Below are 18,628 nucleotides of genomic sequence, written 5' to 3'. Positions count from 1 at the left end.
GCGTCGTAGCGGTCCAAGATGGAGACCTCTCAGTGTGCTTCACAAGGGACAGGCGAATCTTGGCTAAAAACGGTCCGACCAAGTTCCGCCGCATCAGTCCTCTTTATTCGCTATTGGCCGGACATCGCGCCGCATTCGCAGGCGGGAGCCTCGGATCAAGCTCCTCCTGCTCCAGCCACTTGGCATCATCACGTTTAAGGTAGGTGACGAGGTCGGAGATGGCCGACGGCATGACGCCGGTCGGCAGCCTTGTATGGTCAGCCGGCAGCTTACCCAAACTGTCGGCTAAATCTGCCGACATAAGGTGAGGCTTCAAATCCCGCGTTATCGAGGTCTCTATGGTGCGGAAGATCCACGTCCCGTCCGGATCGATGTCTGACCAGTGAAAGAACGGAACGTCAGTAGGCAGTGCTGTGGCAATCGCCTTCAAAGCATCCTGGGTCGCAAGTGAGGGGTATCCGCCTACATAGATGGACACGCCGGTTCGCTGCGGGTCCGCTTCCACGATATGGCGATTAAAGCTCGCGAAATTCTCGATCGTGAGCACGTATTGCGGTCGCTCTCGAAACTTCAGACGCTTAGCCTCGCCGGGCGGTATGCCGAAATACGTCGGCGCGGCGGCCGACAACTCGGCTACGTCGAAATCGAGCCGCCCCGACAGCAGCATCGGGGGCGCGAACTTCTCGAGCCCCAGCGTCCGCAGCGCATCTCGCGGACGGGCAGCGGGAGGGAGCTCGACAAGCCCGCTCAAAAGTCTAACAACCGGTCCTTCGAGCCGCTCAAGAGCTTTGCTGTCGCCGGCAAAGCGTCGCGAAAAGGTCCGGTAGTCCAGACCAACGTGCCGGTACTCGACGATTGCCCTCGCCATGACGAAGGCCGGCTTGAGACGATCCGCGTCCCCGAGCGAGAAGCCTTGCCACTCCCGGCCGCGGGACCAAGCAGACCGAAGCGCCTCCAATGAGCCGTCGAACTGGACCGGCAGTTCCAGTCCCTCCAGCAGTCGGCCGGTCGCCGCCTCCACCAACTCTCCGATCGGCTTCCGTCCGAGCACTTCGTAAGTCAGCGGGACATTATCAATCCTGACGTGTTTGATTTGGTCGCTTTTGAGCCCCCGCCCCCTGGCTATGCGGATAGCACCCCGTCCCTCCGCGTCGCGAAGGTCCCTTATGAATTTGTCCATCTGGGCAACATCGGCGAATCCGTCGTAGTCCGGATAGGCGATCGGGCTGTCGGTCCCGCCTTCGTAACGGTCCAGAAGATCCGACATCAGCAAGCGTGCGTCGGTGAACTGCCTTGGCATCTATTCCGCGGCCATCTTCTTGAGTTCATCATCCGACATGCGATCAGGATCCATCGCTTGGAGTTCTTTGCGAGCACGCTCCTTAAGTTCGGCCACCGCGACCCGAGCGCTTTCGCCAATTCGATCTACCTCGACTACCGTATCGATATGCTCAAGGACTGCGACCCTCTTCTCATTCGGCGCTGCAATGATGATCTGGAGTCCGAGCTTCTTGTAAAAGCTCATCATCTGCCGTTGATTTTTCCCATCCATCTTGGAGAACGCTTCGTCGAAGATCGCTACCGACATGCCCGACGGACGCCGCGCTCCGGACTTACCGCTGCCGTAGACCGACGCGAGCGACGCTCCGATAGCTACATAGATCGGGACCTGTTGCTCTGCGCCGGATCCCGTCCCCCGGCGCGTCTCCCATCGCGTCGGGCGACCAGTCACGATGTCTGTCATATGGATTTCGAACGTGAAGAAGTTGCGGTAGTCCTCGAAGAGACTGAAATCCTTGTCGGGATCCTCGAGCAGCGCCTCGATCTCCCGCAAGGTGTCTCGATGAGGAAAGTCCTCCGGTACCTCGTCCCCTTTGAACAACATGTCGAGCGCCTCAGGTGAAGTCTTGCTTATCTCGACGACCTTCAGAATTGGTTGGAATTCGACTAGGCGTGCGTGGTGGAATGAATACCGTTCATTGTGGAACGGGTGATCGGCCAAGCCGAGATTCATTGCAGAGAGCTCGCGCTCCATTTTGTTGATCCGAGACGTCAAGGCATTAATGAATTCGCCTCGCAGGAGGGTCTTGGCCTTATCGGCCGCTTCCGCTGCCTGTCGCTCGTACCGCCGTAGCTCGTTCTCCTCCATTTCCTGGATCAGCGTCTCCATCCAGGGCCTTACTTCCTGCAGAGGCTCGCTCTCGGTGCCCACCTGCGAAACGACACCAAATTGATCGAAATAATCTCCGAGCGCTTGCCGAACGCGACGCTCGATCTTGATCCGGTCATCATCCGCGCCGGCCGCTGCTTTCGATGCCTCGGAGGCGATCGTCCTGTGCCGATCGAGGACCGCTCGCGTCGAAAGAACTCCGAAACGAGCCCGGTAGGTCGCTCGCCCGGAAATCCGATCATAGAGCTTCCGGTACTGCCCATACGACGCCCAGGCGACCTTCACGCCAAGCCTCGAGCCCGAAGTACTCTCCCCGGACTCGATCGTGTGCATCGCGATGTCGGCGGCCCTTGTATGCTTGCGATGAGCCTCTTCTTGCGGGGTCCTCTGTCCCACGCGATGGCGCTTCAGTTCCAACTGGGCTTGTCGTTTTTGCTTCAGGCCTCCGTCACCGGCACCGTCCAGCGCTGCGATACGTTGCTCGAATTCTTTCCTCTCCAAAGTCGACTTTTCGTAGTCTTCGACGATAATCTTGAAGGACGGCAACTTGTCATCAAGGATCCTTCCGAGCTGTACGTACGCCGCATCAGCGAGCTTGGCCGCGCCGTTGGACCTTGTGTAGGCATCGGACAGCTGCTCTGCCTGATCCTTCAGGTCGTGAAGCGCCTGCGTCTGCGCCGCCTTTCCGATCTTGAAGTCCGATGGTTCGGCGGCGCGATGCGTCCGCACCAAGCCATCGTCATAGAGACCGTCCTTCATGATCGCCCGCCCCGGCTCGTTGAACTGGGCCATCGTATCCGCCAGACGCACCGCCCCATGCCTTCGGATTATGAATGCGATGGCATCCCGGTCGTCGGACTTGAAAAGGGCAGGAAAGGTTCCGGCGCGCAGCCCGGGACCGTTCGGATCGAGCTTGTTCAGGCTCACCAACGAAGCACGCCGGAAATCGCGACGCCCATCTTTGAAGAGAGCCGTGGCGCGCGCGATATCGGGCCGATCGACAAAGACCGCCTCACGGTCTCGGCCCAGGAGCCCCTCAGCTGCTGCCGTCCAGGAGGCATCCGATACTTCAACGAGGTTGCACAGCACTCGGGGAGACATCCCCGCCTGCCGCAACCTTAGGCACAAGCGCTCCGTGTCTTCGTGTAGATAGATCGAGCTTCCACCGCTCGCGTGGTTACGAAGCCGCTCTTCAAGCAACCGTGCTCGGCTCCTTTCCTCCTCAGCCTTCCGGATCAGATCGCGGCGCGCTTGATCCACTCTCGGTAGCAGCGTCCGATCGGACGTCAGCAGCCGCGCTTCCGCATCCAGCAAGCTGCCGGTTGGTCCCTCTACGGACGCGTCGGCAGCAACCTTCGTCAGCCCGGAAATCAACGGGATTAGCTCGTCGAAGCCGAAATCCCTCATGGCAATCAGCGCCTGCAGAGAACGGACAGAATCCAACCTTCGCTCGAACTCGATGATTGCACGCTGACTAGCCTGTAGGGCTGCGGTCAACGATTGAGCAAGCGTACTCCGTCCACTTTTTGCGTCATGCTCTGAGATTGCGATGTCCAACCTTCTGACTTCGGTCTCGATTGCCCTCAAGTCACCATCGATGAAGTCCATCTCGGCTTTGGCGGCGTCGCGCTTCTCCGTCTCTTCCTTGTATTTAGCAGCTTCCGCGAGATAGGCCGTACGTGCCACGAACCAGTTGGCACGCTTTGACATCCATCGTTCCAGGGCCTTCCGCTCATGGGAGTCGACAAGTTCGACAAGAATGGCTTTCAACGCGACAAGTGTCTCAAGCTTTTCGCGCATCGTGCGGATCGTATCGTTGATGTTGCGATAGGTGCGTATCGACTCCCGAAGCTCTCCCACCTTCATATTGTTCTTTTCGAGAATGTAGTTTCGCACAAACTCGGTGGCGGTCTGATCGTGATCCAGCGTCATCGCATTCACGACGGCCTTTTGAAGCGAGTTTGCGTTCTGCTCCCCCACGATGGACGCATGCGGGACCAGCTTGCGCATGTACTCTCGGACGTAGTCAATCGCCTTGTCCCGGTGATTCACGAAGTTCTCTTGCCCAACAGCCGAGACGATCCGATTGCGAACATCGTCCCATTCCGCCGCAAATCGCTTGCCTTCCCGCACTTCGACAAAGTCCGCCGCCTTCAATATCTTGCCGGTAACGACGAAGCGGCCCAGCACCGTTTCGTTGGTTTCAGACCGTCTGGCTTCGATCGCCATTCCGATCGAAACCGGAGGCCGCTTGCTTTCAGAATCTACAAACCCAAGACAGATGTAGGTGCGCGCCTGCTCTCTCTTGCGCACGTCCTCTCCCAAAGCGCCGAGGCAGTAGTCCACGATGGTTCGCTTGGAGGCGCTACGGCTTTTCCCCTTGTCGCCGGCGACCGCGTTAAGCCGCTGAACGTTCTTGTTCCCACCCGTCAGCACCACTTGAGCCATGTCGAGAATGGTCGACTTTCCTGACCTGTTCTCACCGAACACGCCGGCATGCCCCGTTAATTCGAAATCCTCGACGTCAAAAAGGTGCCAGTTGACCATGGACACATGACGCAACTCCATCACGGTTCGTCTCCATCGATCGCCTGTGGGGCACTCACCTCCTGAGATCGGACGTAACGTTCGATCCGTTGCAGGGCGTCCGAACCGCTGATCAGTTTTATCATCGGACGGATCGCTACCTCGAAGTCTTGCGCCTCGCTGTCGAAGTCGCCGACATCGACAAGGCTCCTTTGAGACGCCTCCTTCAGGATCTCCCTGAAGCGGCCCAAAGAGATCGCGCTCGAACCGTTCGGTTGAACCATGTCCTTGTAGCGGTCGAACAGATTGTTTACCGTCGTGACGACTATGGCGCGGTCTTCGACCGCGCCGACGTTGACCTCGTCCTGCCAGTGCGCTGCCAACACCAACACAACGATGGTCTCGTCGAGTTTCATGCGTGGCAACGGCACGTCTTCGCCAATAGCGGTAATGCCGGCCCATTGAGCCTCGGTGTCCCGATGCACGCGGTACCCACAACTATCGAAGAACTCATCGATCACCGACCGGAAGCGGCTGTCCATGATCACATTGTAGATCGTACCGGTTCGCGGATCGCCGGCGAAGAGGAACTGTCGCCTCAAGAGGAAGTGCACCGCCTTCCTGAGGTCGGCTGCCTTTTCAGTGCCTAGACTGCGCTCGATCGCTTCGAACTCACCGAGCATGGCGGCGCCTCGCAGCGGCATGACGCCTGACTATGAAATTTGAACACCGCAACCACTCGCTATCATGAGGCGGCGAATCCGGAGCAAACTCAAGTTCGAAGTGAAGGCCAACCTCCGGCGGGATTTCCTTCGTCAAAGCAAATCTGCGTGCAGCATCAAATGCCAGGAAATCGTCAACCGTCTCGAGCGCCATAAATCGTGCTTCTCTCGTCCCCGCGACCGGCACCTGGGCTTCGAGGAAGCGTTGGACCTCCTCAGGACCGGGCGCAATTCTCTCGATATATCGCGTGCGCAATTTCTTTCGGAGTTCGTAGAGAGGATCGTCGGGCCAATCGCCCAAGGGCTTCAGTTCGATGGGTTTGCGCGGCTCGCGGCTCGGTGCGTGATGGAATTCCGACCACGGCGACCGAAGTGGCTCGAGACTCCATTCGACCGTGGCGTTCGCATGGCGCCCTCGCGCGATGAGCCCGTCGAGGCGGCGCACCAGATCCCCTGCCCGCCCTACTAGGCCGTGGGTTCCACGCTCCGCGTATTTGATGGTGTTGCGGACGCGTGCTTCCAGTTGGCGGCGGAAGGTCTCGATCCGTTCAAACATTTCGCCAATATGACCGAACGTGCTTTCGATCGCGAGTAGATCACCTTCGACGTCGAGGATCGCCTCCGACATCGATGGCGAAACGCCCGCGGTTACGTACTCCTCCGAAAGCACCTGCATGGTCGCGGGCGTATGGGCAATCCGCCTCGCGAGATCGACGATGGTATCCCTGAAGCGGTACGGATGATTGAACGTCAGGATCGACTCGAAATCCCGCAGCAGCAGCTGCTCCACGAACTCCTCGAAGAACGCCTCGAGCCGATCGCCGACCGTCTTGGATTCCATGACAGCGCGACGGATCCGTTTCAGGTCCGACAGGATGGCCCGCAGGCTCTTCGTGAACTGATCTACCTGGTTACGCGCCTCCCGCAGCGCCAACGCTACTTCCCGTTGCTTCCTGTCCACGACTGTTGGATTGAGTTTCTCCACAGCCTCGAGGTTCACGCGGACAGTAACGATAAGACCGCCGAATCTCTGAGAGACATCCTTGTTCAAGCTGGCCAAGCGTTGGATCACCAGGAGTGGTCCCATCGACATATCGACGGTTACGCGCAAGCCGTATTCCTCCTCCTCGAGCCAGCCCCACGCTATCAGACGGTGGTACAGCTGGCGCGCGACGAGAAGCGCCCGGTCTGCCGTGTCGGTCTTGGTCGCCGCAGCGCGCTTGATCCGCCTGCGTCCTGCGGACACAACGTCGGGCAGAGGCTCGCCGAAGTCGTCGCTCTCATTCCAAAGCGACGGATTGGCCCGCATTACGTCGTAGATTGCGTGCGTGACCTCTTGCGGTGTCGGGAAAGCCGGAGCTCCGGTGAAGAAGCGATCGTACAAGTCCAGCAAAATCAGGGAGTACAGATGCTTGTGCTCTCGCGAAAATGCCAGAAATGCATCGTCATTGAGGTATCGGAACAGCAAAAAATCCCCCTGCCGGAAGCCGCCCTAGTCCAAGCGGGCAGGACGCCCCGATTGTTCCCTTTCCGTTCATGTTAATGGGACAAGCTGCGGTTGTCCATCCGTCGAAAGCGGTGAGCTGGAGATCACGATCGAGGATCGCTCCGTCGACATGATCGAGGAAGGATATGACTTGGTGATGAGGGTCAATGCGGATCCTGACGAAACCCTGGTCGGACGAGTCCTGATGCACGATCGGCCGGTTATCGTGGCGAGTCCTGCCCAGAGCCATGAACGCGGTACTTCGAAAACGTAAGTGGTGGGACTCAAGACGAGCGGCCGGCCACGGTTCCGACACCGCTATGCTTCCGCCGGATACATTTTCTAGCGAGGGCTCGGCTCGAATGTTGATATATTCTAACACGGTGTGACCGAGCGCCCAGCGAGCTGGGGAATGCCGACACCCAAGCAGATGTAAAAAATGGCCGCAGCTGCCGTCGGCAGAAAGGCTTCTCCCGTGCGCGGATTGGCTCCGAACGAGGCGCTTCTGGACGACCCTAGCGCCGACGGCGGCCATCCCGGCCCGGGCACGTCCGGAGGCCTGCTGCGCAGTGCCATACCCGCAAAGTCGCGTTCCGACACGGTCGGCCTTCTTGAGATCCGGAGTGATGGTTTCGACCTGCACGACATGCAGTTTACCAGGGCGGACCTTTAACTTGACGTCCTTGTCGTCGGAGACGATCAGACTCACTTCGGCTTTTTGGCCGGTTTGCGCGCCATGGTTACCTCCGGCGCATCTTTGACAACCTATGGTGGCACATTGTTCCTATTCGTCAAGTGCGGCCTCGCAAAGCAATGCTAGGAGCCGGAACAAACCCACCTAGCGACTGCCACGCTCGATCCTGTGCCGCCAAGCCCTTCTCGGTCGAGCTCCATCCAAGAGCAGGGATGCTTTCGAGGCCGCCGGCGCAAACCGGGCGGCCTGACGGTCGGCGGAATGTTTCGGCGGCGAACCGGCCCACGTTCACCGAAAGGCGGCGCCGCGTGGCTGCGCCACGTCGGACGCGGGTTAGAGGGGCCGACCGACCAAGAGGCTCTCTCGGAGGACCGAGATCCGTTTCCGGTTTTGAGAGCTCGGCTCGCAGGAGCGCCAGGGCGTGGTCAGGTCCGATTGCATAGGCTTGCACTTCGACGACTGACTTGGACGCAATGTCGCCGGTAGGCACTGACCAGGGTGCATCCCGGGCCGACATCCGTCCCTGATCCATCGGTGCGTCGTAGAGCACTGGTAAAGTGAACTGAATCGGTGCAACCTCAGGTAATAACAGGCGGAGACCTACATATGCGTCGCATGGCTTCTATCAGCCTTCTGGCCATGGCTCTCGGCATCGCGGCATCTCCGGCCCACGCATGGTGGGACGAAGGGCACATGCAGATCGCATATTTGGCGTACAAGCGCCTCTCGGATCCCGTCCGCGACAAGGCCGACTCGCTGTTGAAATTCAACAAGGACTACGCGAAGTGGACCGCCGGTGCCGCAGACGACAAGACCGCGACGATTGTACGCTTTCGTTTATGCCGCGACTTGGGCGGACGACATCAAGATCAAGGAGTATGGCTACACGCGTGACGCCGTCACTAGCCCGACGGCCAGCCAGAACATCGGCTACTCGGACCACAACCAACATGCCTACCGACATTTCAAGGACATCGACTTCACTCCCGACGGCACGCCCCTGCCGCCGCGGACCCGGTCGACTTCGTCACGCAGCTCAAGCTGATGATTGCTGCGCTGCCGGCATCCTCGAGCGCATCCGACGACGTACGCTCGTACGACCTCGTCTGGATTCTTCATCTCGTCGGCGACGCCCATAAGCCTCTGCACGCCGCCGCCCGCTACACGCTGCAGATCCCTCACGGAGACGCCGGCGGCAATGCGGAATCCGTGATGTCGGCGAGCGGATCGAGCATTGGCTCTGCACGCCTACCGGCACGCTGTATTCGGCGGTTATTCGTCGCCCTACGGCGCCATCTTCGACGCCGACGATAAGGACGGGCTGTCGAGCGTCGGTGTCAGTCAGGCCGAGGCACTGATCGCCGATCCCGTCCCGCCATCTGGGCTCAGGAAAGCGCCGAGCTCGCCAAGCAGTACGCCTGCGCTCCGCCGATAAGCACGGGAAAGAATCCTGTGCTTCTGACGCGCGACTACGAAACGAGCGTCAAGAACGTAGCGCGCGCCAGGGCGGCGCTTGCCATCGCCCGATTGGCAAATCTGATCGAGCATGCGCTTAGGTAGATTTTCGCCGGATCCCGGCAAACGATGATTTGGAGGGACCAGACCATGTTGAGACTTTTCGTAGCCGTCACCTTGTTCCTTGCTTCGCGTCTTTCCGCGCCCGCCTTCGCGGAATCACCTTTGGCGCAGCTGACGCCGACCTCCGGCACTCCCGTTTTTTCGACGCCAAGCGGATCACCGCGGTCACTTCGCTGCCGCCGGTCAACGAATTCAGTGTGAACGCCCAGACGTTCTCCCTTTCGCCGCAGATTTTCTTCCCGACGTCCGCCCAAATCGAATCGACCGCCCCGAGGGCACCAGTCACGCAGGTGCTGGGCGTCTTCGCGAACCTGATGGCGGTGAAGGAGTCCATAGACGACGTTCTGAAGCTGGCCGGCCGCGACCAGTTCGCCGAGTTCACCCTTATGGACGGCTCGAAGGTGTGGATGCGCGCCTTCGCGATCGGTTGCGTCTCTCACCAATTCCCGGCCGCTGAGGTTCCCGATGCAGGTAGCTTCGTTGGCCTCGGGCTTGCGCCCGGCCCGGCCACCGCATTGAAGGAAGACGTGGACGCGGTGCGCAAAGCTATCGAGCAGATCACTCCAAATTAACCGACGACGTTTCGCGCTCTGGCCGTCATCGCAATTGGGGCGCGAGCTCATAAGTCCGGGATCGGGGATGGCCGCTCTCGAGAGGTAAGCGGACACGTGGCGCGACCGCAGGGATGTCGCCTAGTAACCCCATAGCGGGCCTCGAATCGGCATCCGCGACAAGGCCAAATCGACAGGCGAACCTGCCAACGGTGTCATTGCGCAAGAAACGATGCAGGCCCCACTCCTCCATGGTGCATCTGAGCCCCGAGGGTCTCTACGGTGTGGACGTACCCAACCCGTGGAAGCTTGTGAAGGCTGCTCAGGAACTGAAGGAAGCCAACGATAATCTGCGTCGGCAGCTTGATACCCAACGCGCCGAGATCGAGAGGGTCGAAGGCCGGGGCCAATTAATCAGGGTTGGCGCCATTCGAACCATCAAGCAGTGTCATGCTGTCGTGCGGAACATGCTAACCATCATCCCGCACGACGAACTCGCCCGGGTCAGTGAGACCTATGTGTCCCTCTTCACGCTCGCACGCGAGCAGCGACTGAATATGTCCGGCTTGCTCCGCCGACTTCGGGCAGTCGGAGTGAAACCAGCTCCCGAACTCGAAGGTGTGGGCGCAACCTTCTTCAGGCGAAGCGATCTGCGTTCATAGCCGTTCGGCTCAATGCGTCGTCGTAAAAATGCTCCCGTCAGCGGGAGCATTTTTTGCGCCCCAACTCTGGCTTGCCACATTGGGCGTTCTGCGCGGACAGATTGGTCTGATATGACATGTCTATCGCCACACCGATTCAGAAAAGCCCGAGAAAGAAGGGTTTCGCCTGGATCCGACGCACAACCTCGCCTAGTTTTCACAGTGCGGAATGGTGTCTTCGTGCACGTTTCTCTACGTCCTATCTTGATGGTTGCTTCGACTGCCAATCTGTGTCACCTCCGAAGAATGCTTCCAGGAACCATTTGGCGACCTCGCTATCCGTCAGCTGGTGAGAGTAAGGCTCGCGCCCTGCGGGATTGGCGCCGATGCCGGAGGATCTGTATTCGGCATAGTAGGCCGTCCTCAGTGTATTGGTCTCCGGATTCCATTCGCGCCACCCTTCCGGTATGACCGGTGCATCGATCTTTGTCGACAGGAAGATCACTGTGGCATAGGGGCGCCAGGCCCGGCCAAGCGCAAGATAGCGCGCGGAAGAGTCGGCAGTCAGCCTGCAATGATCGAAAACATAGGCGCTGTCCTCGTCCGGCGTGCCTTTGCTTTGGGCGGTATACACAACCGCCTGGTTCGCGATGCCGTGCAACTCACAGCGCCGGAAATAGGCCTTGGCATTGCCAAATATGAAATCGACATGTCCTTCGATGTAGCAATCCGAGAAGTACTGTCGCGCCATGCGGCCGTTTGGCCCCTTACCGGCGAACAGCGTGTCCTGGGCGCCGAGCAGGCGGACACGGATGATAACGTCCCTGTCTCCGGTAACGGACAGCGCCACGGCCTGCGAGGATGGATTGGCAGGGTTCCGCGCGTAGTCGTTTTGGATCGTCAGATTGTCGAGCCGGAAGTCATCACCCGAAGCGTCCAGCGTCGCAGAATGAGCAGTCCCTCCGACATTGATCGCGCCGTCGCCGTATACAATGACCGTATCATCCGGCTTCTTCCCGGTAGCTTTGAGATGAACACCGGATTTGACGACTTTAACCTTCTCGCGATAGATGCCAGGGGCAATCTCGATATCCCCGCCTTGCGCCGGCAATGCGTCGATGGCTGCCTGCACGGAGTGATAGGCCGTCCCATCAGCGTGCGAGACAAAAAGCAGCTGAGCATCAGCTGCCGAGATGCAGCAACATCCGGCCAGAGCCGCAGCGCAAAGCGCGATAATTCGCATTTGATCTCACTCTTCATCCGTCTCGCTGCACGCTCGATGCGATCGGCCGCACCAAAACAGCACCGAAACTCGTCAACGCAGTGACCATGCCCACCGGGAACTGGCGCACGAATTCCAGAGCGGCCGAGTGTGATGAGGCTGTCGGAAGGCTTAGCAAGGAAGTCAGAGCGCCATGAAACCACGTCGGCGCAACGTCAGTGATCAAACCGCATCAAGGCGGAGCTAACCCGCCTGACGCTTGCGCGAAGTTGTTGTGGTTACTCATCACCAATTGCGGAAGGCCTTTGCACATCCTTCCCATCCGTCCGACACCTGTTCTCTGGCCTGCCCGGGCAGCGGCGGCGACACGCCAGAATGATTCGCGGTCACATTTGCATTTTCCAGCTGCCAAGTCGCGGTATCGGCAAATCGAACATCCTCCAGCGTCACGTCAAGGGCATGCCTCTCGTCTACACCGCGCATCAGCAGCGCGCCGTCGTCGCCACGCACATGGCGCAGAGCGATTTGGCGATACACTGGAATTCTTGTGCCTTGTGCGTGTGGATCGTACTTTGTATCGAAGGCGATCGGCCATCGGTTGCCCCGCAGACACACGTTCTCATACGTCACTCGCTCCACAAGGCCGCCTCGCCTGACATCGCTCTTGATGCGCAGGCCAGACGTCGTGCCGTCCAGGGTCAGGTCGCGAACCAGTATGTCGCTGGCACCGGAGTTCACTTCGCTGCCGATCGACATGCCGTGTCCCCAGCCGAAATAATTATCGATAATGGAGATATGCCGGGTTGGGCCATTGTCGCCGGCTTTGATGGCCACGTTGTCGTCTCCGGTGCGGATAAAGCTGTGGGTGATGGTCACATCCTGGCTGGCGCCAGGGTCGATACCGTCGGTGTTGCGGGCATCGGCCGGTGCATCGATCGTGAGGCCCCAGAACGTGGCGCCTTCGACCCGGTTCATCGCCACGTGGAAATTGGGCGCATTGCGCAACGTGACCCCATGGAACGTGATGTCCTGCGCATGGTCGATCTGGATCAGACGCGGGGCGTTCTGGTTGCCGCCCTCACCTTGCGCGCGGCGGGCCAGCTGCCACCAAGTCTCGGTGCTGCCTGCGATGGGTGCGCCACCCCGGCCGTCGATGATGCCGTCGCCATAGATGCCGCCTCCGTGCGTTGTGGAAAAGCTGATGAACGGCCGGCAACCGTCGCCTTTGCCAGCGATGCGACCACACTGGGCCCGGCCCTTGTCGTAAGCAGTTGGTTCGGGGATGGCAAAAAGCGTGGCGCCCCGTCCAATCCATAACGTCACGCCTGACTTCATCTCCAGCGGACCCGACCGGAACTCGCCACGCCCTAGATAGACCGCAGCACCGGCGGGGCAATGGTCGATGGCGTCTTGCAGTCTGCCCGTGTCGTTCTTGCCTGACGGCGCCGGACGGTCGCAGACCGTATGGGGCGCAAGAGGTTCGGTGACAATGCGGCGGTCTTGTCCTTTGGCGGCGGGGCAAACAGCCATGGAGGCAACGATGGACAACAAAACCCCTTCGCGCAAACGCTTTATCATCGACGTCCTCGTGCTTTGCCGCCCGCATCCTTTGCCGCGTGCTTTGTCTGGAACTGAGCGCTGGCTGGATCGGCCGCCGCTCGCCTCACTGGCCCGCGTAAGATGACATTTATAAGACATACGGGCGTGGCCTTGTGAGCTCGCAGCAGCAGCGTACCTGCGCGCGGCTAAAGCCCCCGATACGGTGCGGGTGGCGGATCGCTGACACTTGCTCAACAGTCTAGGTGAGGCCCGGCGCCACGCGGCCGGCCGCCATCGTCACAACGAGGCCGTCGTCGCGCAAATCATGGCGTCCGCACGACGAGCGAAGACCAGCGGTTCCACGTCGTCGCCTGGCCTTGCACAGTTGCGCGCGGATCGAACGGCCGCGGACGCGAGCGCTGAGATGAAATTTGTCGCCTACGCCAGCAAGGTTGCCCGACATCCGGGATCGCCCAATTGCTCGGCGTCGACAGGCGCATCGTTCAGCGCTGGCCGGCTGCAGGCGGCGAACCGGAGCATTCGCGTCCCGCGGCGCTCGCTACGGACGTGCGCTGGCGTGTGTCACAAAAGACCGCTGAGCCAAACTTGAGGCTGCGGCCGCGGCTCGCGCTCCGCCAGCTCTGCTTTAAACGTGGCCCACATCCGATCGAGCAGCAAGGAGCTTGACCTTGAGCTCGTCTCGTCGCCTCAATCCTTCCTCGAGCTCCCAACCGTCCCGCATCAGCTCGTTCGCCTTCTATGAGCGAGCTCGGGCCGGTGGCTGGCTGCCAGCCTCAAGAACATCGCTCAGCATCCTCCCGGCGTCAGATCGCTGCGCTTGGGCCCCAGCGTGACGTTTGCCAGATCGATCATGCGGAACCGCCCGCGGCAGGAACGTGGTGCGCCACTAACGCTGCAACAAGCTGATGGACTCTACCAATTCTAGGAGGAGATTGCCGGGCCCTAGTCGATTAGAAATCCTCACGTCTGACCTCCATCGGAACTGGGCCAAGTCTACGAGGCCGGCCGGAAGAGACAATGCCAGGAGATAACCAATTTGCCAACGGGAGGACATTCTCAGTCTTGCTTGATCGGACTTTGCGGCTCTGTCCAACGTAACCAGAGCAATCCTTTTCGCCCCTTTGTGCAACAGGGACGCTGTATCGCCAGCCAACCGCCCCTGACGGTGTTGGCACAGCTGCTCACTGCATCAGTCGCCAATGGTCGCCTCTTCAAGCCGTTTCGTCTGGCAGAGGATTTGCGCGCCCATCCCGCTGTCGTGCTCCTGCGGGGTGGTAGAAAATTTGTTCTCTCGCAATCTCTGGTCACGGCTGGAGCTCAGGCTCGTACAATCGGCACTCGAGGAGTCGATCTTGCTGGCCTCGCGCTGAGCCTGATGTATGTGCCCAAGACGCGGGAGGCCGGTCTGCTGTTCTCCTTTGGAGCTCGGCAGCCGGACGACGGCCTTTCCGTTACGCTCGATTCCCCGTCCTTGACAGGAGGTCTCCATATGCTCGGCAGTTTCGGTTCAAGTCCGTGCGCCCCCTCGCGCCGGTGCGAGCAATCCAGCGAACCCAGGCGACAATGGTCGGACGGCCGGAAATGGAGCCAGCGGTGAAAGCTGTGATTCTCGCGGGTGGACTTGGAACCCGAATCTCCGAAGAAACCCACCTTCGGCCCAAGCCCATGATCGAGATCGGCGGAAAGCCGATGCTGTGGCATATCCTCAAAATCTACTCGCACCATGGCGTCAACGACTTTGTCATCTGCTGCGGCTATAGGGGCTATTTGATCAAGGAATACATCGCCAACTATTTTCTACATGTATCGGATGTCACCTTCGACATGACAAGTAACCGGATGGAAGTCCATCAGCACTATGCCGAACCTTGGAAGGTGACGCTCGTCGATACTGGCGAGAAGACCATGACCGGTGGTCGGCTCAAGCGAGTTGCTAACTACTTGACCGATGACGATGCCTTCTGTTTAACCTATGGCGATGGCGTGGGAGACATCGACATAACCGCATTGATCGCCTTCCACCGTCGCCAGGGTACGCTCGCCACTCTAACCGCGACCTATCCGCCTAGCCGTTTCGGTGCCCTCAAAATTTGTGGTGTTCACCGTGTCGCCGCCTTCAAGGAGAAACCTCGGGGGGATGGGGAAATGATCAATGGCGGCTTCTTCGTGCTCTCACCTAAAGTCATTGACCTGCTGGCGGATGACTCCACTGTTTGGGAGCACGAGCCGCTGATGACCTTGGCCGATCAGCAACAGCTTTCGGCTTACGAACACCGCGGCTTCTGGCAGCCCATGGATACACTGCGTGACAAGACGTTCCTCGAAGCGCTCTGGGTTGAGGGCAAGGCTCCGTGGAAGGTCTGGGAAAAATGAGCAGTTTCTGCGCGGACAAACGCGTCTTTCGCCCGGGGAACACGGGTTTGAAGGGCTCGTGGCTCACGTTTTGGCTGCAACGTCCCAGCGGGTCGGCGGCATGGGGTCGATTCTTCTCGACGTGACCAACCGCGATTGACCCTCATGCCACCTCGTCGTCTACGGCAATTCGCCATGTTCAGGGTTCGAGCTGATGGGCACAGCAATTTCTGTCGTTAGGATGCGGCAATGGAAACGGTATTGGTGACCGGCGCACGAGGTTTTATTGGATCGCAGCTTTGCAAGAGGCTCGCGGGCTCGGGTGTCGAATTACACGCAGTCTCGCGCCAGCCACCAACCGACGTACCGGCCTGGTGGCAATCGATCGGTGGAGACGTTAGCGACGCCCGACACGCTGCCGCTATCCGTTGGTGGAACGTCAATCTGATCGACCTGCAGGCAACGCGAGAGCTGATCCAGACCGTCCGGCCTGACACGACCTATCACCTCGCTGGTCTGGTGACAGGTTCGCGCAGCTTTGAAATGGTGCTGCCGATCCTGCAAAACAACTTCCTCGCCGCATTTAACCTGTTCCTGGTCACCGCTGAAAGCGGCGTGGGCCGCATCGTGCTCGCGGGCTCCGTTGAAGAGCCGGATAGCCCCAATCCCTTACCCAGCTCGCCCTATGCCGCCGCAAAAGGGGCGACGTCGGGATATGCTCGGATGTTCGAGGCACTTTACCAGACCGAGGTCGTCATCGCGAAGATCTCCATGGTTTATGGCCCGGCGCAGGCAGACCTCACGAAGCTGATACCCTACGTTATCACCACCCTTTTGCGCGGCGAGCGTGCCGAGCTGAGCAGCGGCGTCCGGGCAATTGATTGGATCTACGTCGATGACGTAGTCGATGGCCTTGTGCTATGCGCCCACGCATCTGGCACCGAGGGGCGCGCGATAGGTCTCGGATGGGGAGAGGTGTGCACGGTCCGGGAGATTGTACAGCAGTTAACAGAATTGATTCCCGGTGCGCCCGAACCGCTTTTTGGAACAGTTCCCGACCGACCGCTCGAGCGAGCACTGAGAGCCGATCTTGCTCCTTCCTCTAAATTGATCGGCTGGAACCCGTCGACAACGCTACAGGCGGGCCTGCGCCGTACAGTGGATTGGTATCGATCCCGCCCCCCGGGTTGACCGGACCGCAGGGACGAAGCGTCATCCGTTGCTCGGTTAAGCGTGGCTGATGGGGGCTCGTCCTGACATGATCGCGTGGTGCGGCTTGCGTGTCGCCCCGCGGCGCGCGTTTCCAAAATGCATCATCAGAGGAGGAGACTTCGCGACATGCCGGGTTCAGATTTCGCAATTGCGACAGCTCGAACAGGACTTGAATGGGGTTTCGCCGAGCCCAGATAGCTTCGATAACGGCTTTGAGCATTGCTCAAGAAAGTGCTGCGGAGAATTTGCACAGGCAAAACATGGGCTACCGGCCCACTCGACAACAATATCTTCGACGCTATCCAAGCGGCAACGACGAGACGGCACCACGTCATCGACTTCGGCGCCTAACACGTCCTCAACGCCATCGAGCCGATCACTTGCAAGCTGAACTCGCGGCGATGGTGCATCCTTTGACCCGCCCCGATCATTCGGGACATGCGCGGATAAGTCCTGCGTCGAGTGCGATCCGTGCGGCGGACTCAAGCCGAGCAAAGGGCACGTCGGCCCGCATCGCCATGTCCAATAGGCTATGGCCGCCATCCGCGAGGTTGAGCAACCACAATAGGTCCATCTGTGTGGCGCCGCCCGCCTCACGTTGCCCAGCGATCGTTCTGTAGAGACCGCGTCTTCCGAGCTGTGGCTCGCATCGTCCGTCGACGCGCTCGTACGTGCAGTCTACATCAAGTAGATCCAAGACCGTCTCTACCATCGAATAAGATTGATCGAGGGCCTCCGGCTTCACGAAATCCAGATTGTCTGCCGACGTATGGTATTCGGCGAAAGCACCATGTACACCGCGCATAAGGCATCCTACCGGCAGATTGAGAGCAGGCGAACAAAACTGCCGCTCATCATATCCGTAGGGGGCGAAGCGCAGTATTTCATGGCCGACGCCGGAATGTCTCAGGACATGTGCCACGGCCCGGTCGATTGTAGCCCCCTTGCGGCTCTGCTTATAGTGAAATTGCCCGCTATCACCCAAACACGACAGCACGAGGCCATGCTTGATGTTAGCCAAGCCCGGCTCGTTGCGGGCAAGCCAGGTGATGGCCCCGATCGTCGCTGGAACGAAAAGAAAGCGATACCCTAGCTGTCGTCGTCTTTGGCGCGCCTGCCGCATGGCCAGAGCGGTCATGACCGCGATTCCCGAAAGATTGTCATTTGCGAGGCTGGGATGACAGACATGAGTGCTGAGCAATACTTCGTTCGGCGTCTCGCCGGGGAGGAAACATTCACCAAATGTCAGTGAACCAGGCGAGATATCGCTGTCAATCTCGACATGATAGACGTCATCATTCATGGTCTGCCAGAGATTATGAGGCAGGCAGAAGCCCCAATCGTCGGCGTAATAGCCAGTCCTGTATGGAATAAGATCTGGCTGATCGGGCAGCGTGTGGATGTGCCGTTCCAGTTCGGCATGCGTAAACACGCCCTGCACCGGCCTACTATATCCTAGAACGTGAAGATTGTTGTCGGCGAAGTCGACCAAGCATTTCCCGCCCACCGTGGAGATCGACCCGCGGCGAATGCTCCATTCCATCGGAACGTGCCAGTCGAAAACAGAAGTTCCCGTTTGGACTTCATTGATCTGGAGATCAATGTGGCGGGCGATGATGCTCAGTGTCTTGCGAACTCCTGATCCTGTTTGACTACGGTTGATCGGAAACAGCTCGCAGACCAGTTGATACAGGTCAATCGCAGGCTTCCTCTCAATTTCCCTTGCGTCAAACTTCATCGGCATCTCGTTTCCGCCGGGGTCACGACTGCGCGGTCCGTGATCGATCGGGCGTTATCGTTGGCCAAAAACAATGGCACCCGTCGAAGCGAACCCACCGGACAGGCCTTCGACTATTCCCATCAGAAATACGATAACCGTGCCAATACGGAAGAGGGTTACATGACATCATGTTC

At 59.4% G+C, this 18,628-nt stretch carries 14 protein-coding genes and 1 pseudogene; 8 read left to right on the top strand and 7 right to left on the bottom strand.

The features are described 5' to 3' along the window. Positions 1-103 precede the first annotated feature (103 nt). From ACE103_RS09550 to ACE103_RS09535, 4 genes are read right to left on the bottom strand one after another with little or no spacing between them, the layout of a single operon-like run. The gene (locus ACE103_RS09550; protein WP_375779214.1) at positions 104-1,300 is read right to left on the bottom strand and encodes a Wadjet anti-phage system protein JetD domain-containing protein; all 1,197 of its coding nucleotides are present in this window, start codon (positions 1,298-1,300) and stop codon (positions 104-106) included. Beyond that, the gene (locus tag ACE103_RS09545; RefSeq protein WP_375781063.1) at positions 1,301-4,738 is read right to left on the bottom strand and encodes an SbcC/MukB-like Walker B domain-containing protein; all 3,438 of its coding nucleotides are present in this window, start codon (positions 4,736-4,738) and stop codon (positions 1,301-1,303) included. It abuts the gene before it with no gap. Further along, positions 4,738-5,379, bottom strand: coding sequence for a DUF4194 domain-containing protein (locus ACE103_RS09540; RefSeq protein ID WP_375779213.1), 642 nt, complete (start codon positions 5,377-5,379; stop codon positions 4,738-4,740). Before ACE103_RS09540 ends, ACE103_RS09545 begins: the two co-directional genes overlap by 1 nt. Continuing rightward, positions 5,369-6,886 (bottom strand): Wadjet anti-phage system protein JetA family protein, encoded by a 1,518-nt coding sequence (locus ACE103_RS09535; protein ID WP_375779212.1) that lies wholly within the window; start codon positions 6,884-6,886, stop codon positions 5,369-5,371. The genes ACE103_RS09540 and ACE103_RS09535 overlap by 11 nt, the downstream gene beginning before the upstream one ends. Before the next feature lie 115 nt (positions 6,887-7,001). On the opposite strand from ACE103_RS09535, the pseudogene ACE103_RS09530 reads away from it, so the two are divergent. The 6 genes and pseudogenes from ACE103_RS09530 to ACE103_RS09505 form a co-directional block, all read left to right on the top strand. Continuing rightward, positions 7,002-7,142: pseudogene (locus tag ACE103_RS09530) on the top strand (LysR family transcriptional regulator); the annotation flags it as partial. A 201-nt stretch (positions 7,143-7,343) separates the two neighbouring features. Beyond that, the gene (locus tag ACE103_RS09525) at positions 7,344-7,577 is read left to right on the top strand and encodes a hypothetical protein (RefSeq protein WP_375779211.1); all 234 of its coding nucleotides are present in this window, start codon (positions 7,344-7,346) and stop codon (positions 7,575-7,577) included. A 627-nt stretch (positions 7,578-8,204) separates the two neighbouring features. Further along, on the top strand, positions 8,205-8,492 hold the full coding sequence (locus tag ACE103_RS09520) for a hypothetical protein (RefSeq protein ID WP_375779210.1): 288 nt from the start codon (positions 8,205-8,207) through the stop codon (positions 8,490-8,492). A gap of 150 nt (positions 8,493-8,642) precedes the next feature. Continuing rightward, positions 8,643-8,912 carry a S1/P1 nuclease gene (locus ACE103_RS09515; protein WP_375779209.1) on the top strand — a complete coding sequence of 90 codons (270 nt, stop codon included), beginning with the start codon at positions 8,643-8,645 and terminating at the stop codon, positions 8,910-8,912. A gap of 275 nt (positions 8,913-9,187) precedes the next feature. Further along, positions 9,188-9,748 carry a hypothetical protein gene (locus ACE103_RS09510; RefSeq protein ID WP_375779208.1) on the top strand — a complete coding sequence of 187 codons (561 nt, stop codon included), beginning with the start codon at positions 9,188-9,190 and terminating at the stop codon, positions 9,746-9,748. Positions 9,749-9,978: 230 nt separating this feature from the next. Next, on the top strand, positions 9,979-10,389 hold the full coding sequence (locus tag ACE103_RS09505) for a hypothetical protein (RefSeq protein ID WP_375779207.1): 411 nt from the start codon (positions 9,979-9,981) through the stop codon (positions 10,387-10,389). Between the two features lie 238 nt (positions 10,390-10,627). Here ACE103_RS09505 and ACE103_RS09500 read toward each other — a convergent pair whose 3' ends face one another. Together ACE103_RS09500 and ACE103_RS09495 are read right to left on the bottom strand one after the other, a co-directional pair. Continuing rightward, on the bottom strand, positions 10,628-11,611 hold the full coding sequence (locus ACE103_RS09500) for a pectinesterase family protein (RefSeq protein ID WP_375779206.1): 984 nt from the start codon (positions 11,609-11,611) through the stop codon (positions 10,628-10,630). A 264-nt stretch (positions 11,612-11,875) separates the two neighbouring features. Then, positions 11,876-13,168, bottom strand: coding sequence for a glycoside hydrolase family 28 protein (locus ACE103_RS09495; protein ID WP_375779205.1), 1,293 nt, complete (start codon positions 13,166-13,168; stop codon positions 11,876-11,878). A 1,575-nt stretch (positions 13,169-14,743) separates the two neighbouring features. On the opposite strand from ACE103_RS09495, the gene rfbF reads away from it, so the two are divergent. After that, a complete protein-coding gene (rfbF, locus tag ACE103_RS09490; protein ID WP_375779204.1) occupies positions 14,744-15,523 on the top strand; it encodes a glucose-1-phosphate cytidylyltransferase in 780 nt (259 codons plus the stop codon). A 228-nt stretch (positions 15,524-15,751) separates the two neighbouring features. Next, positions 15,752-16,693 carry an NAD-dependent epimerase/dehydratase family protein gene (locus ACE103_RS09485; protein WP_375779203.1) on the top strand — a complete coding sequence of 314 codons (942 nt, stop codon included), beginning with the start codon at positions 15,752-15,754 and terminating at the stop codon, positions 16,691-16,693. Positions 16,694-17,141: 448 nt separating this feature from the next. Here the strand turns inward: ACE103_RS09485 and ACE103_RS09480 are convergent, their stop codons facing one another. Next, entirely contained in the window at positions 17,142-18,458 is a 1,317-nt protein-coding gene (locus ACE103_RS09480; protein ID WP_375779202.1) for a DUF4910 domain-containing protein, read from the bottom strand. Positions 18,459-18,628 lie beyond the last annotated feature (170 nt).

The organism is Bradyrhizobium sp. ma5 (assembly GCF_042258955.1).
Classification (GTDB): domain Bacteria; phylum Pseudomonadota; class Alphaproteobacteria; order Rhizobiales; family Xanthobacteraceae; genus Bradyrhizobium.
This window is presented reverse-complemented; position numbering and strand designations above follow the sequence as displayed.

Excerpts from the sequence above, each read along its gene's own strand:
- ACE103_RS09550 (WP_375779214.1), bottom strand. The coding sequence starts at position 1,300 with ATGCCAAGGCAGTTCACCGACGCACGCTTGCTGATGTCGGATCTTCTG.
- ACE103_RS09545 (WP_375781063.1), bottom strand. The coding sequence starts at position 4,738 with ATGGAGTTGCGTCATGTGTCCATGGTCAACTGGCACCTTTTTGACGTC.
- ACE103_RS09540 (WP_375779213.1), bottom strand. The coding sequence starts at position 5,379 with ATGCTCGGTGAGTTCGAAGCGATCGAGCGCAGTCTAGGCACTGAAAAG.
- ACE103_RS09525 (WP_375779211.1), top strand. The coding sequence starts at position 7,344 with ATGGCCGCAGCTGCCGTCGGCAGAAAGGCTTCTCCCGTGCGCGGATTG.
- ACE103_RS09520 (WP_375779210.1), top strand. The coding sequence starts at position 8,205 with ATGCGTCGCATGGCTTCTATCAGCCTTCTGGCCATGGCTCTCGGCATC.
- ACE103_RS09515 (WP_375779209.1), top strand. The coding sequence starts at position 8,643 with ATGATTGCTGCGCTGCCGGCATCCTCGAGCGCATCCGACGACGTACGC.
- ACE103_RS09505 (WP_375779207.1), top strand. The coding sequence starts at position 9,979 with ATGGTGCATCTGAGCCCCGAGGGTCTCTACGGTGTGGACGTACCCAAC.
- ACE103_RS09500 (WP_375779206.1), bottom strand. The coding sequence starts at position 11,611 with ATGCGAATTATCGCGCTTTGCGCTGCGGCTCTGGCCGGATGTTGCTGC.
- ACE103_RS09495 (WP_375779205.1), bottom strand. The coding sequence starts at position 13,168 with ATGATAAAGCGTTTGCGCGAAGGGGTTTTGTTGTCCATCGTTGCCTCC.
- ACE103_RS09485 (WP_375779203.1), top strand. The coding sequence starts at position 15,752 with ATGGAAACGGTATTGGTGACCGGCGCACGAGGTTTTATTGGATCGCAG.
- ACE103_RS09480 (WP_375779202.1), bottom strand. The coding sequence starts at position 18,458 with ATGCCGATGAAGTTTGACGCAAGGGAAATTGAGAGGAAGCCTGCGATT.